The following is a 14,472-nucleotide window of genomic DNA, read 5'->3' on the forward strand; positions in this document are numbered from 1 at the left end:
TCTGCCCGCCTCGCACTTCCAGAGTCCGCCTCGGCAACCGTAAGCGCACAACGAAAGGAAAGCAGCTTTACCGGCCGCGAGGAGGCCGGACCGTACGGTGCCGGCCGAGTGCGGTGCTGGTCCGGGACCGGGCGGGCGAGCGGACCCCGCGATGGCCGGCTGGGAAAGCATCGTCCGCGCACGGGTAAAGTGGCGCGTCGTGGCGGGACTACCTTTGAGTGAAGTTGTTGAGCCCGGATGGGCAGAGGCGCTGGCCCCCGTGGCCGGACGCGTTGCGGCGATGGGGGACTTTCTGCGGGCCGAGGTCGCGGCCGGCCGCACCTACCTTCCCGCTGGAGCGAACGTACTGCGTGCTTTCCAGCAACCCTTCGACGAGGTACGTGTCCTGATCATGGGTCAGGACCCCTACCCCACTCCGGGAATGGCTGTTGGACACAGTTTCTCGGTCGCGCCCGAGGTGCGGAATCTGCCCGGCAGCCTGGAGAACATCTTCCGGGAACTGCACACGGACCTGGGCCTGCCCCGTCCCGCCAACGGCGATCTGACTCCCTGGACACGGCAGGGAGTTCTGCTGCTCAACAGGGCGCTCACCACGGCGCCCCGCAAGCCGGCCGCGCACCGCGGCAAGGGCTGGGAAGAGGTGACCGAGCAGGCCATCCGCGCCCTGGTCGCACGCGGCAAGCCGCTGGTGTCCGTGCTGTGGGGGCGTGACGCGCGCAATCTGCGGCCACTTCTCGGAGACCTTCCGGCGGTCGAGTCGGCCCATCCCTCTCCCATGTCGGCGGACCGCGGTTTCTTCGGCTCGCGTCCGTTCAGCCGCGCCAACGACCTCCTGATCCGCCAGGGAGCACAGCCGGTGGACTGGCAACTGCCGTGAGCTGGGTGCTCGGTGTGGACTCCGGCGGTTCCGGCGTGCGGATCGCGCTCGGCTCCACGGCTCCCACCGGGACGGCCGATTCCACGGCGGTCGCCGTCACCACGGCCGGAACCATCGTCTCCACCGAGCCGGTGCGCACCGGTCCCACCGGCATCGACGCCGGTCACCTGCTCGGTCAGCTACTGCCCGCGGCGCAGGCGCTGCTGGCGCGGTCCGGTGCGGACGCCCTGTCCGCGGTCGCGATCGGCGCTGCCGGAATGGCGACGCTCGGCGACGGACTCCGCGCCGAACTGCCGATGGCACTGGAGCGCGCCCTGGGCGTACGCCGGCTGGCACTCGCCGCGGACGCGGTCACGGCATACGCCGGGGCGCTCGGGCAGCGTCCCGGTGCGGTGGTCGCCGCCGGTACCGGCATGATCGCGCTGGGCACGGATCTGAGGCGCTGGCGCCGCGCGGACGGCTGGGGTCATCTGCTCGGCGACTGCGGCAGCGGTGCCTGGATCGGCCGGGCCGGACTGGAGGCGGCCATGCGCGCCTACGACGGCCGTCGCGGCGGATCGACCGCGCTGCTTTCCAGAATGGAGCTGGCGTTCGGACCCGCCATGGAATTGCCGGGACTGCTCTATCCACGCACCGACCGGCCCGCCGTGCTCGCCTCGTTCGCACCGGAGGTGGCCCGGTGCGCGGCCGACGACCCGGTCGCGGAAGGCATCCTCGCGACAGCGGCTCGGCATATCGCGGAGGCCGCGGCAGCCGTCTGCCCGCCGTCCGTCGAGTGCGAAGTCGCCCTCACGGGCGGGCTGTTCGAGCTGGGCGACCCGCTGCTCGTACCGCTGCGGGCGGAGCTGACCGATCAGCTCCGGCACGCCACGACGGTCTCCGCGGCTCATGATCCGCTCGCCGGAGCGCTGCTCATCGCGGCGGCGCTCGCCACGGACTCGCTGCGGCTGCCGCAGGATCCGCGCATGCTGAACGTCCCGACACAACACGATAGATGAGCAGAAAAATACCTAACGGATAAATGAGGACAGAAGGCTCGCGACCGCCCCCTCCCCGAACAGTCGCTCCCACAAAACCAGTAACATTCGGCGCCATGAGCACCCCCACTGGGCCCGCATCCGGCCTGCCCGTACGAATGCCGCGACCCCGCCAGTCGGGGCGCCACCGCCGTCCCGAACCCGTGGCGGCGCCCGAAGGTGCGCCCGCGCTGATCCTCGCCGTTCCCGGCACCCCCTCGCCCGCCGTCCGCGGCCTGGCCGAGGAGGTCGTCAGCATCGCCCGCTCGGAGCTGCCCGGCCTGGACGCCGCCATCGGTTTCCTGGACGGCGACGACGCCGAGTACCCCACGCTGGGAAGCGTCCTGACCCGGACCGCGACGCAGCGTGCGGAACGCTATGAGCTGGCGAAGGCCGCGGGCCGTGAGGTCGCCGAGCCCGAGGGCCCCGCGGCCGTCGTCGTACCGCTGCTCGCCGGCCCCGACAGCGGGCTGGCCGGGCGGATACATCAGGCAGTCGCGGACAGTTCCGCCGCCGCGGAGCTGACCGATGTCCTCGGCCCGCACCCGCTGCTCGCGGAGGGTCTGCATGTGCGCCTCTCGGAAGCCGGTCTGGCCCGTGCCGACCGCGCGCGGCTGTTCACGGTCGCCACGGCCGCCGACGGAATCATCCTGGTCACGGTGGGTGGCGAGGAGGCGGTCAAGACCGCCGGGATCACCGGGATGCTGCTGGCCGCGCGCCTCGCCGTGCCGGTGATGGCCGCCGCGCTCGATGTCGAGGGCTCGGTCACCGCGGTCGCCGAGCAGCTTCGCGACGCCGGTGCGACCCAGCTCGCGCTCGCTCCGTATCTGGTCGGTCCCGAGCTGCCGGAGGGCCTGCTCGACGCGGCTCTCAAGGAGGCCGACTGCGCCGCGGCCGAGCCGCTCGGCGCCTATCCCGCGATCGGCAAACTCGTGCTGTCGAAGTACACGACCGCGCTGGGCATCGCGCCGCAGCCGCAGGGCACGTCGGCGAACTGACATGTCCCCGCACGGGGACCCGGGGACATGCCCCTGCCTACGGAGAGGCGACTCACCCGTACGCATGGAAAGGGCCCGCACCGGATCGCTCCGGCGCGGGCCCTTCCGCGACCTGGCCGCGGCGCGCGCTCCATCGGGCGTGTACGGCTCTCTGCGCCCGCGCCGTACGGAGCGGGGCACCGCGCGGCCTCCCGGTCAGCCGAAGATCACACAGGAGGCCGCAGGGGCCTCGATGGAGCCCGCGCGGACCGGGACGCCGGTGCGCTGGTCGATGTCGAACCAGGTCACGTCGCCGGAGTGCTCATTCGCCGCGTAGAGACGGCGTCCTGCCGGGTCCAGTGCCAGATCGCGCGGCCAGCGGCCGCCGCACGGCACGGTGGTGACCAGTTCCGCCTTCTCGTACGTCTCGTCGAGCGCCAGGACGGCGATGCTGTCGTGTCCACGGTTGGCCACCCAGACGAACCTGCCGTCCCGCGCCACGACCACCTCGGAGGCGAAGCTCTCGACGGCCACGCTGTCGGGCAGGACGGACGTCTCACCCACCGGTTCGAGCACCCCCCTCCCGGCGTCCCAGCGGCAGACGGTGAGCGTCGGTTCCAGCTCGCACAGCACATAGGCGTGGCCGCCGGCCGGGTGGAAGGCGAGATGGCGCGGACCGGTACCGGGGCGCAGCGCCGTCTCGCCGTGCGTGGTCAGTTCTCCCGAGACGGCGTCAAGAGAGCAGATCCGGACCGAGTCGGTGCCGAGGTCCGTGCTCAGCATCCAGCGTCCGCTCGGATCGGCGGTCACCTGATGCGCGTGCGGGCCGCGCTGCCGGTCCGGATCCGGTCCGCCGCCCTCGTGCTGGAGCACACCGCTCACGGCGCGGAGACCGCCGTCGTCGCCGACGGGAAGCACCGAGACACTGCCCGAACCGTAGTTGGCGGTCAGCAGATGGCCGGCCGCGAGCGCGAGATGTGTGGGGCCCGCGCCGCACACCGGTACGGGCTCTCCGATCAGCCGGGGCGCCGCGTCCACGGCGGCGATGGCCGGTGCCAGAAAGGCCGCCGCCGCGCCCTCCTCCTGCTCGGAGACCGCGTAGAGCACGGAGCCGTCGGCTGCGAGCGCGAGGAAGGACGGGTCCGCGACGGCGTCGGTCGCTGCCCGCTCGGTCAGGGCCCCGGTCTCCGCGTCCACGGCCGCGGCGATGATCCCGCGTCCGCCCGCCGAGGTGAACGATCCGATGAAGGCCCGCCCGTCGTTCCTGCCGCTCACAGTGTGTGTCCCCTCTTCGGCTGATCGTCAACGGTCCGCGCCGCTGTCCGGCCGACGGTAGCAGGCGGTCTGGACCAATTCGCCGCACCGGAGACGGCTTTCGTCCGGGCGCCGCAGCGGTCGGCAGCCGGCAGCCGGCTCACGGTGTTCGCGTCGTTCACGGCCGTTCATGGCGCCTGCCGGCGCCGTCCTGCCGACGACGGCTTGACATGCTGAGACGTATGAGCAATGCGCGGAGCCAAGCGGTCATCTTCGATCTCGATGGAACACTCGTCGACAGCGAGCCAAACTATTACGAAGCCGGTCGTCAGCTCCTCGCCCAGTACGGCGTGCTCGACTTCGACTGGGAGCAGCACAGCCGTTTCATCGGCATCAGCACCCGGGAGACGCTGGAGACACTGCGCGCGGAGTACGGGATCACCGCGCCCGTCGATGAGTTGCTCCCTCGGCAGGACCGTCTCTATCTGGAGCGGGTACGCGCGTCGACGGAGGTGTTCCCGGAGATGCGGAAGCTTGTGGAGCGGCTGCACGCCGGGGGCGTGCCCATGGCCGTGGCGTCCGGTTCGTCCCGCGCCGCCATCGACGCCGCACTGTCCGTCACCGGCCTCGACGCGTACATGGCCACAACCGTCTCGGCCGACGAGGTCCCTCACGGCAAGCCGGAGCCCGATGTCTTCCTGGCCGCCGCGCGCCGGCTGGGAACGCGGCCGGCGGACTGTGTGGTGGTGGAGGACGCCGTGCCCGGAGTGCTGGCGGCGCACGCCGCCGGGATGCGCTGCGTCGCGATCCCCTATCTGCCGGACACGGCCTCCGACCCGGCGTACGGCACGGCCGGGCTGCTCTTCCCGGGCGGCCGGCGCGACTTCACGGCCCAGGCCGCGTACGCGTGGATCTTCGGAGCGGACGGCGGACGGCCCGGCGCCGTGTAACGGCCCCGGCGGACGGCGCGGTGCGTTCCGCGCAGCGCGTTCCGCTCAGTGCGTTCCGCCGGGCCTGAGTCCGCCGGGAGCTTTTCGCCTCCGGAGAGCCGCACCGTGCCAGAATGCTCGCCATGTCCGACGACGTTCGGTCAGGTCCTGATCCACAAGACGATGCCCTGAGGCTCAGACGACGCTCCCTGATCGTGCGCGACTGCCTGCTCGTCGCCCTGCTCGGTCTGCCGACACTGGTGTGGTACGGCCTCTGGCGTTTCGCCGGTACCTCGCTCGTCACCGCGGCGGCAGCGGCACTGCTCACCGGAATGCTCGCCGTCCTGGCCGCCGTGCCGATCAAGCGGGTGCGCGCGCAGCTTCTCGGGCTCGCGCTGCTGGCGGTGTCGGTGTCCGCCGCGGCCCTCACCGGAGAGGCCCGCGACTATTTCGTCCCCGGGATCCTGGTGGACTCGGCTTACGCGGCTGTCCTGTTCGGCAGCGCGCTGGTGCGGCGGCCGCTGATCGGTGTGGTCCTGAAAGCGGTCGCCGGCCGCTGGCTCTTCCGGCCACCCGGATCGGCCAGGGCCCACATGCTGCTCACACTGCTCTGGGCGACCAGGTTTCTGGTGGAGGCCGCGGTCATGACGGTGCTGTACGTCCACGGGGATGTGGATCTGCTGCTCGCGGTCAGGTTGGCCATGCGAGCGCCGCTGCAGATCGTGTGCGCCGCGATCACCGTCGCGGTGCTGACACGTGACGCCCTGCGCACCGGCCGGACGGCGCGGGAGAGTCGCTGACACACCGGCGGTGGCGCCCGCCGTAACCGGAGCCGGTCCGTACGGCGTATCGCCTCCCGACTGAATGCTCCCAGCGCGCTCAAGGTCATGTCCGCCGTTCTTTACGCGAAAAAGGTTGACGCCCGCGCCTGCCTCTTCTTTTATGCGCTCGGCGCGATCAAGGAAATCCCGGCGACACCTTACGGAAGTGACCAGAATCGCTCAATATCGGCCACCGCCAAGGTACTTCACGCCGATCCCTGGACACGTCACGAGGAGCGACACACAATGCTTGAACGATTTACCATCAATATGGGGGCCGATCTTGCGTCAGGACACTCTCTCCTCGGAGGACCGCGAATTATTCGATGACGTGGTGGGCTCGGTCGGTACGGGCTGGCACCGCGCGGACGAGAGCGCCGAGGAGGTACGAGAGCGCCGGCGTCCGCTCGAACCCCGCGCCGACCAAGGCGTCACTTGGTAACTGACTGGGGCGTGCGGCGATACAGCCGGCTGACGCGCGTGCACGCGGCGAGCGCCGCGGCCTTCGTCTATCCCCTCGGCCCATTGGTGGCGCGGGGCGGCGATGTTCCTGCCGTTTCGCTCGCTCTCGTGTCCCTGATCGGAATTCTCAGTCACACCTATGGCTGCACGGCGAACGATCTGGCGGACATCGAGAGCGACAGGCTCAACGCGTCACGAAAGGCAAGTGTTCTCGTGACGGGAGCGATCAGTCCGAGGTCCGCACGGACCGCACTCGTCGTGCAACTGGCCGCGGCCCAGGGGCTCGCGGTATTCGCGGTGGTAATTCTGGAGGCACGCTGGTATTTCGTCGCCGGAACCGCCGCTCTCTTCATCTCCGTGACCGTCTCCAACGTATTCCAAAAACGCCGGATCGCCCATCCTCTCGCCATGGACACACTGTTCGGACTCAACATGGGAGTACCGGCGCTTCTGTGCTGCGCCCTGCTGCCGACGGTGGATCTCACTCCGGCTCTGCTCGTCGGCGCCGCCTTCGCGATCCATATGGTGCTGCTCAATGTCGTGGCCGGAAATCTCAAGGACCTTGAGCACGACCGAGCCGTCGGAGACGACACCACGGCTCTGCGGTTGCGCGTCCGGCTGACGGACGACCGGCTCGTCCTCTCCACACCCGTCCACCGGCGGCTCGTGGCGCTGCTCGTCGCGGGCTCACTCGGTTCTCTCCTGGCCCTGACCCTGCTCGCGCCGGTGCCACTGCCTCAACGAGTGGCTCTGTCGGCCGCCGTCTGTCTGCTGCATCTCCTGACCGCCCGTTCGGTCCGGACGCTCCTGACCGGGCACCGGCCCGTCTCGCCCAACGGCCGTGAAGCCTCTCTCGGACTGAACTTTCTGTCCCTGATGCTCGCCTCCTCGCCATGGGCACCCGTACCCGTACTGGTGGTCGCGGTTGTCACCGCCGCCTGGCTGCCTCTGACGCGTCCGCTGGTGACGACCCCGAGCCACCTGATCAGGAGCGAGCGTCCATGACCGCAGTCGGCACAGCACGCGCGACCGTGCCCTGGCAGCAAGTCGTCGACCAGGTGCGCGACAACATCACCCGGATGGAACCGGCCTTGGAGAGCGTGGTCGCCCAACTCCCCAGAGCGGCCTTCGGTGTCGAGTCCGGCTTCTTCTACATGCCCATCGCACAGGCCCTGGAGTGGGGCGAGCGCGACCGGGAGTGGCTCGACCGGGTGGCTACCGTCTTCGGCCTGGGCCACCTGTACTACGTGCTGCACGACCGGCTGGTCGACGTCGGCGCCCTCAGCCCGCGCTCGGCGGTGCTGATGGACACCGCGCTGGCGTGTTACCTCCGGACCGGTTCGGAACTGGGCACCGGCGCCGACGCCTTCGTCCGCGCGCACCAGGCGGAGGCGTCGGTCTACGCCGGTGCGCTGCTGCGGGACATCGTCCACAACGAGCGTCCCGAACTCCCCTATGCCGCCGAGGAGGTGTTCCGGCTGGGAGAGAAGGCCGCGCCCGGAAACCTCGCTCTGCTGGTGGTCGCCACGCGATGCCGCCGCGCCGACCAGGTGCCCGGTCTGTCGTCCGCCGTCACCGTCATGTGTTCCGCGCTCCAGCTCCTCGACGACCTGCAGGATCTGCGGGACGACTGGGCCGAGCACAATGTGACCTTCCCTGTGTCACTGGGACTCGCCGCACTGCCCCGTCCGGACCGGGACCTCGCGCCGTTCGACGAGTTCACCGCGGAGGATGTGCTCAACGCGCTCTATCTCAGCGGCGGAGCCGCCGGCACACTCCGAATCGCGCTCCGCTGCCTGGCACGCGCCGGAGAGGCGCTGGCGCGGACCGACGCCACCGTGCTCCAGGAGATCGCGCGCGAGTGGACGGCGACGGCGCGGGCGCAGCTCACAAGAGCGGAAGCCAGGGACTCGGACCATGCTCATCTGGGGTGACCGGATCAAGCCGTCGCTCCGGATCCGGCTGCTCGGTTACGGCTACGGCGTCTACTACGCCGGTTGCGTCGGGCTCTTCAGGCCGTCCGTCCGAGCGCCGCGGGACATTCTTCCGGCCGACCGCCGGCTGTACTACTCACCGCACTCGGATCTGATTCCCGGAGTCTTCGCCGCCGGCAGTTTCCGGCACTGCGCCTGGATCAACGACAACACTCTCGGCGGTTACGCCGGCGCGCTGCCCGCGCTGGCATCCGGTATCGATGTCTTCCGGATCGGCCGCGGCGGCCCGCGAAGCCCCTACGAACAGGTACGGGACTTCCTGGTCCAGCACCCGGGGCCGGTGGGAATCTTCACGGACGGCGGACGCCGCGACGGAAGAGTGCGCCGCTCACTCGTCGGACTCGCACGGGAATCGAAGCGCGACGCCGTGCCACTGCGTATTCGGGCCGATCGCGCCTTGGAGTTCCAGGGACAGCTCGTACCACGTCCGTTCAGCGCGGTGCGGCTCCGGGCCGGCTCTCCCGTCACCTACGAGGCCCTCGCCGCGCCGGGGCTCTCGGTGGACCGGGCCCGTCAGCGCCTGCAGGACGCACTGGACGCGTTGTGACCACACACGCGGCGCCGGTGCGCGGTGCGTTGTCACGTACGGCACAGAGGCTTCTGGACTATTCCGCGCTGATTCGTCTGGAGTATCTGCCCCTGATGTCCACGCCGTTCCTGCTGGGACCGGTCATCGCGGCACAGAGGGTCTCGGGAACGGCACTCGCCTGGTTCGGCGTCGGCTGCGCTCTCCACGCGCTGAGCTGTTCGAGCAACGACATCGCCGACCGTCATCTGGACGCACAGGACCCGAGGCGCGCCAACCGGCCGCTCACCTCAGGACGGCTGCCCGTCCGTCACGCCGTCGCCCTCACGGTCCTGCTGGGCGCTCTCTTCGTCGTCGGGAGCGTTTTCCTTCCCTCGGAGCATCCCGGTTATCTGTATGTGTCACTCGCCATCACGCTCTGGGGCAATGTGCGCCAGAAGCGTTCGCGCGTCCCGGCACCGGTCTCCGATCTTCTGTGGGGCCTCAGTGTGTCCATGCCGCTGCTCGCTTTCATCGCCGTTCCCGGTATCGCCGAGGTGACGGCCGTCATGGCGTTCGCCCTGCTCCTCGCCACATTCGACGCGTCCGGCGCCGACCTCAAGGATCTGGAGACCGATCTGAGACTGGGTATCAGAACAACCGGCGTCCTGCTGGGGCTGACGGCGGCCGAGAACGGCGCGGCCACCACGCGGCGATTCCGGCTGGCGGTGCTGATCTCCCATGCGCTGATGTCGGCGCTCTGCGTGCTGGCCCTGGTGACGGCCGGCACCGGAACGGCCCTGCGCTCGGCCGGAGCGGCGGCTCTGGTCCTCTCGGTCTGGCCGCTGCTGCGCCACACCATGGCGGACACCGTCCGCCGGGGCGGGCGGAGTGTGCTGTTTCTCGGCGGACCGTTTGTCGCGTACCTCTGTACGGCCGCCGCCCTGGCCACTCGTCCGGCGCGGGTCGCGGCGGCCATGGGAGTCGTCGTGGGCGCCACGGCAGGCGCCGTGCTCTGGCACGGAGCGCTGCGCCGGTTCGTGTCCCGTGCGACAACCGACGTCGCACCGGCGGGTCCCGCGTCCTTCGAACCCGCCCGCGAACCGCCGCGACGGTTGCGCGATCATGGGCCCTGATATGCGGGGCGGACGGCTGCCGTATGTCGGCCGCTCCGCCTGTCCCGGGCGGGCGAGGGAGGGGAATCATGCGAGCCGGCAGACGGCTGGGCATCGCGGCGCTGCTGGCGCTGGGGCTCGGAGTGGTGGCGATCGCGGTGAGTCTCGGTGTGTCGTGGACGATGTACAACACCGCCCGGATACCGGGCCGCTCGATGGAGCCGGCGTACCGGAAGAACTCGGTGGTCTTCTCGGAGAAAATCGACGGCGCCGCGGTCCGACGAGGAGATGTCGTCCTCTTCGACGCTCCTGAGCGCCTGTCCCACGGGATGTCCATGCAGCGCGTCGTGGCCGTCGGCGGGGATCACCTGGTCTGCTGCGCACGCGGGAAGCTCACTCTGAACGGCGAGCGGCTCGACGAGCCGTATGTGGCCCACGGGATCGCGGACGGACTCGGTGTGCGATACGACGTGACCGTGCCGTCCCGGCGGCTCTTCGTCCTCGGCGACAATCGCCGGGACTCCATGGATTCGCGCATGTATCTCGCGCGGCAGGACGGTACGGTCCCGCTCTCCGCGGTGCGTTTCCGCGTACTCGACGACAACAGCGCGCCCGTGGCCTGGTTCGCCACCGGTCTCGCCGGTCTGGCGGCCGTCGCCACCGGTCTGGCCCTCGGGACGGCCTGGTTCGTGGTACGGCGGAGGCCGGCGGCCGTCGCCGCCTCCTGACGCGGGGCCCCGACACCGGGGCCGTCCATCACGGGGCAGCACCCCTGATCTCGGATGTCCGCCAAAGCAGACAAAGCGGATCAAGCCCAAGGAGCCTGGGTGCGCCACACCCAGTAACCGTTCACCTGGGGAAATGACGGCCTGGTTGGCGCGGTCGGCGGGGCCGATGGTGGAGACATGACGAGCCACGCTCCCCATCCCCATGTCGGCGTGTGGGTGACCGCCGACGGTCATATCCGCCAGGAACTCCGGCCCGAAGGGCGTTACAACGAGGCCCGCGGCGACCGTGCGAACGCGTACACCGGCCGGTACACGGTCACCGGCAGCCATATCGACTACGTCGACGACACCGGTTTCACCGCCACCGGCGACATCAGGGACGGCGTGCTCTACCACGAGCACCTGGTCCTGTACCGCGAAGACCGGCGGCCTTCCGCACCGACGCACTGACCAGCGACAAGAAGGACTCCATATGACCAGCGCGACCCCGGAGCAGAAGATCGTTCTCATCACCGGCGCGAGCAGCGGCATCGGTGAGGCCACGGCCCGGCGGCTGGCCGCGGCCGGACACCATGTCGTCCTCGGCGCCCGCCGCACCGACCGGCTGAAGACCCTTGCCGAGGAGATCCGCGCGGCGGGCGGCAGCGCCGAGCAGCATCCGCTCGATGTGACGGACGCCGGTGAGGTCCAGCGGTTCGCCGACGCCGCGCACAAGGAACACGGCCGCGTCGACGTCCTGGTCAACAACGCGGGTGTGATGCCGCTGTCCAAGCTGGAGGCGCTCAGACTCGACGAGTGGAACCGCATGATCGACGTCAATGTCCGGGGCGTACTGCACGGCATCGCCGGCGTACTGCCGCTCATGCGGGCGCGAGGCCACGGGCACATCGTCAATGTCGCCTCGATCGGCGCCCATGAGGTGGTGCCGACGAGCGCGGTCTACTCCGCCACCAAGTACGCCGTCTGGGCGATCTCCGACGGCCTGCGGCAGGAGGCCGACCACATCCGCGTCACGGTCATCTCTCCCGGAGTGACGGAATCGGAGCTGGCGGACAGCATCTCCGACCCGGTCGGCCGGGAGGAGATGCGCGAGTACCGGCGTATCTCGATTCCGGCGGACGCGGTGGCCGCTGCCATCGCCTTCGCGGTCGACCAGCCCGCCGAGGTCGACGTCAACGAGATCGTCGTACGTCCGACGGCGAGCACCGCCTGACCCGTGGCAGCGTCCAGGCTTTCCGGCCGGCGGTGCGAAAGGCCCTCGGTGAGGCCGGCGCGCGCCTTCCGCCTGCTGCCCGTGCACACGATCTCGCCCCGGCCGGACAGCGTGTCCGGCCGGGGCGAGATCATTGCGCGAGGCGGTGGCCGCCGCCTGCGGCGTTCGTTCAGCCCAGGGTCGCGATGGCCCGGTTGAAGGTCGCCGACGGACGCATGACCGCCGACGCCTTGGCCGCGTCGGGCCGGTAGTAGCCGCCGATGTCGGCCGGCGAGCCCTGCACCGCGATCAGCTCGTCGACGATCGTCTGCTCCTGATCGGCCAGGGTCTTGGCGAGCCCGGCGAACGCCTCCGCGAGCTGCGCGTCGTCATTCTGCTTCGCCAGCTCCTGCGCCCAGTAGAGCGCCAGGTAGAAGTGGCTTCCACGGTTGTCGATGCCGCCCAGCCGGCGGCTCGGCGACTTGTCCTCGTTGAGGAAGGTGCCGGTGGCGCGGTCGAGCGTGTCGGCGAGCACCTGAGCGCGCGCGTTGCCGGTCTTCTGCGCGAGATGCTCGAAGCTGACAGCGAGTGCGAGGAACTCGCCCAGGCTGTCCCACCGCAGGTAGTTCTGCTTGACGAGCTGCTGGACGTGCTTGGGCGCGGAGCCGCCGGCACCGGTCTCGAACAGTCCGCCGCCGTTGATCAGCGGAACGACCGAGAGCATCTTGGCGCTCGTGCCGAGCTCCAGGATCGGGAACAGGTCGGTCAGGTAGTCGCGCAGCACATTGCCGGTGACCGAGATCGTGTTCTCGCCGCGGCGGATCCGCTCCAGGGAGAAGGCGATCGCGTCGACCGGCGTCATGATCTCGATGCGCAGACCGTCGGTGTCGTGCTCGGGCAGATAGTCCTTGATCTTCGCGATGAGGTTCGCGTCGTGCGCGCGTCCCTCGTCGAGCCAGAACACCGCCGGGTCGCCGGTCGCGCGGGCGCGGGTGACGGCGAGCTTGACCCAGTCCTGAACCGGTACGTCCTTGGTCTGGCACATGCGCCAGATGTCGCCGGCGCTCACCGCGTGTTCGAGCACGACGTCGCCGCGGTCGTCGACGACCCGCACCGTGCCCGTGACCGGGATCTCGAAGGTCTTGTCGTGGCTGCCGTACTCCTCGGCCGCCTGCGCCATCAGGCCGACGTTGGCCACCGAGCCCATCGTCGCCGGGTCGAAGGCGCCGTTCGCGCGGCAGTCGTCGATGACGACCTGGTAGATGCCGGCGTAGCTGCTGTCCGGGATGGTGGCGAGGGTGTCCGCCTCCTGGCCGTCCGGGCCCCACATGTGACCGGAGGTGCGGATCATGGCCGGCATGGAGGCGTCGACGATGACATCGCTCGGTACGTGCAGGTTGGTGATGCCCCGGTCGGAGTCGACCATCGCCAGTGCGGGACCGTCGGCGAGCTCGGCCTCGAAGGACGCCTTGATCTTCGCGCCCTCGGGCAGCGACTCCAGGCCCTTGAGGATGCCGCCGAGCCCGTCGTTCGGGCTCAGGCCGGCCGCGGCGAGCGCCTCGCCGTACTCGGCGAACGTCTTCGGGAAGAAGGCCCGCACCGCGTGGCCGAAGATGATCGGGTCGGAGACCTTCATCATCGTGGCCTTCAGGTGCACCGAGAACAGCACGCCCTCGGCCTTGGCCCGGGCGATCTGCGCCGTGAGGAACTCGCGCAGCGCCGGTACCCGCATCACCGAGGCGTCCACGATCTCGCCCGCCAGCACGGGCACCGACTCACGCAGCGTGGTGGTGCTGCCGTCGTCGCCGGCCAGTTCGATGCGCAGCGAGCCGGCCTCGGCGATGACCGCGGACTTCTCGGTGGAGCGGAAGTCGTCCGCGTCCATGTGCGCGACGTTCGTCTTCGAGCCGGCCTCCCACGCGCCCATCGAGTGCGGGTGCGCCTTGGCGTAGTTCTTCACCGAAGCGGGCGCGCGGCGGTCGGAGTTGCCCTCGCGCAGCACCGGGTTGACGGCACTGCCCTTGACCTTGTCGTAGCGCGCGCGGACATCCCGGTCCTCGTCGGACTTCGGGTCGTCCGGATAGTCCGGCAGCGCGTAGCCCTGCTGCTGAAGCTCGGCGATCGCGGCCTTGAGCTGCGGAATCGAAGCCGAGACGTTCGGCAGCTTGATGATGTTCGCGCCGGGAGTCCTGGCCAGCTCGCCGAGCTCCGCGAGCGCGTCATCGATCCGCCGGCTCTCCTCAAGACGCTCGGGGAAGCTGGCGATGATCCGCCCGGCGAGAGAGATGTCACGGTTCTCCACCGTGACCCCGGCCGTCGAGGCATACGCTTCGATCACAGGCAAGAACGAATACGTTGCCAGGGCCGGGGCCTCGTCGGTGTGTGTATAGATGATGGTCGAGTCAGTCACCCGGGTGCTCCGCTCCACGTCCGCAACATTGCTTGACATCAAGATATCTCTTGTTCGAGCACCTTTCGACAGGGCCCTGTCCCGCCGACGGCGCGAACGTGTCGCCTGGCCCGCGCGGCGGCCGGAAGAGTCCGTGCGCGCGCGCCGGTACGACCCTTGTGACCTGCGGCGCTCTGCCGCCGCGCGGAGGGA

General features: G+C 70.0%; 14 protein-coding genes. 12 read left to right on the forward strand and 2 right to left on the reverse strand.

Going from position 1 to position 14,472, the window contains the following annotated elements; all coding sequences use genetic code 11:
• Positions 1-151: 151 nt before the first annotated feature.
• The 3 genes from PV679_RS29625 to PV679_RS29635 all read left to right on the forward strand — a co-directional run bounded on the left by PV679_RS29625 (position 152) and on the right by PV679_RS29635 (position 2,891).
• Positions 152-877: a uracil-DNA glycosylase gene (locus PV679_RS29625; protein WP_416069833.1), complete on the forward strand. Its 726-nt coding sequence runs from the start codon at positions 152-154 to the stop codon at positions 875-877.
• Positions 874-1,875, forward strand: a complete 1,002-nt coding sequence (locus PV679_RS29630; protein ID WP_319683627.1) for an N-acetylglucosamine kinase — start codon at positions 874-876, stop codon at positions 1,873-1,875. Before PV679_RS29625 ends, PV679_RS29630 begins: the two co-directional genes overlap by 4 nt.
• Positions 1,876-1,970: 95 nt before the next feature.
• Complete coding sequence (locus PV679_RS29635; protein WP_319683628.1) at positions 1,971-2,891, forward strand: hypothetical protein; 921 nt, start codon at positions 1,971-1,973, stop codon at positions 2,889-2,891.
• A gap of 195 nt (positions 2,892-3,086) precedes the next feature.
• Here PV679_RS29635 and PV679_RS29640 read toward each other — a convergent pair whose 3' ends face one another.
• Positions 3,087-4,145, reverse strand: coding sequence for a lactonase family protein (locus PV679_RS29640; protein ID WP_319683630.1), 1,059 nt, complete (start codon positions 4,143-4,145; stop codon positions 3,087-3,089).
• Positions 4,146-4,366: 221 nt separating this feature from the next.
• Between PV679_RS29640 and PV679_RS29645 the strand changes: the two genes are divergently transcribed.
• From PV679_RS29645 to PV679_RS29685, 9 genes are all read left to right on the forward strand, one after another.
• Positions 4,367-5,074 carry an HAD family phosphatase gene (locus tag PV679_RS29645; protein ID WP_319683632.1) on the forward strand — a complete coding sequence of 236 codons (708 nt, stop codon included), beginning with the start codon at positions 4,367-4,369 and terminating at the stop codon, positions 5,072-5,074.
• A gap of 122 nt (positions 5,075-5,196) precedes the next feature.
• On the forward strand, positions 5,197-5,853 hold the full coding sequence (locus tag PV679_RS29650) for a DUF3159 domain-containing protein (protein ID WP_319683633.1): 657 nt from the start codon (positions 5,197-5,199) through the stop codon (positions 5,851-5,853).
• Between the two features lie 549 nt (positions 5,854-6,402).
• Positions 6,403-7,341, forward strand: a complete 939-nt coding sequence (locus PV679_RS29655) for a UbiA family prenyltransferase (RefSeq protein ID WP_319683659.1) — start codon at positions 6,403-6,405, stop codon at positions 7,339-7,341.
• Positions 7,338-8,270 carry a hypothetical protein gene (locus PV679_RS29660; protein ID WP_319683635.1) on the forward strand — a complete coding sequence of 311 codons (933 nt, stop codon included), beginning with the start codon at positions 7,338-7,340 and terminating at the stop codon, positions 8,268-8,270. The genes PV679_RS29655 and PV679_RS29660 overlap by 4 nt, the downstream gene beginning before the upstream one ends.
• Positions 8,254-8,877: a hypothetical protein gene (locus tag PV679_RS29665; RefSeq protein ID WP_319683636.1), complete on the forward strand. Its 624-nt coding sequence runs from the start codon at positions 8,254-8,256 to the stop codon at positions 8,875-8,877. The genes PV679_RS29660 and PV679_RS29665 overlap by 17 nt, the downstream gene beginning before the upstream one ends.
• Positions 8,874-9,971: a UbiA family prenyltransferase gene (locus PV679_RS29670; protein ID WP_319683638.1), complete on the forward strand. Its 1,098-nt coding sequence runs from the start codon at positions 8,874-8,876 to the stop codon at positions 9,969-9,971. Before PV679_RS29665 ends, PV679_RS29670 begins: the two co-directional genes overlap by 4 nt.
• A 68-nt stretch (positions 9,972-10,039) precedes the next feature.
• The gene (lepB, locus tag PV679_RS29675) at positions 10,040-10,678 is read left to right on the forward strand and encodes a signal peptidase I (RefSeq protein WP_319683639.1); all 639 of its coding nucleotides are present in this window, start codon (positions 10,040-10,042) and stop codon (positions 10,676-10,678) included.
• 177 nt (positions 10,679-10,855) lie between these two features.
• Positions 10,856-11,128: an Atu4866 domain-containing protein gene (locus PV679_RS29680; protein WP_319683641.1), complete on the forward strand. Its 273-nt coding sequence runs from the start codon at positions 10,856-10,858 to the stop codon at positions 11,126-11,128.
• A 22-nt stretch (positions 11,129-11,150) separates the two neighbouring features.
• Positions 11,151-11,891, forward strand: coding sequence for an SDR family oxidoreductase (locus PV679_RS29685; protein ID WP_319683642.1), 741 nt, complete (start codon positions 11,151-11,153; stop codon positions 11,889-11,891).
• A 169-nt stretch (positions 11,892-12,060) separates the two neighbouring features.
• Here the strand turns inward: PV679_RS29685 and PV679_RS29690 are convergent, their stop codons facing one another.
• A complete protein-coding gene (locus PV679_RS29690; protein WP_319683643.1) occupies positions 12,061-14,280 on the reverse strand; it encodes an NADP-dependent isocitrate dehydrogenase in 2,220 nt (739 codons plus the stop codon).
• Between the last annotated feature and the right edge of the window lie 192 nt (positions 14,281-14,472).

It is taken from the genome of Streptomyces sp. AK02-01A, from assembly GCF_033795305.1.
Lineage (GTDB): Bacteria > Actinomycetota > Actinomycetes > Streptomycetales > Streptomycetaceae > Streptomyces.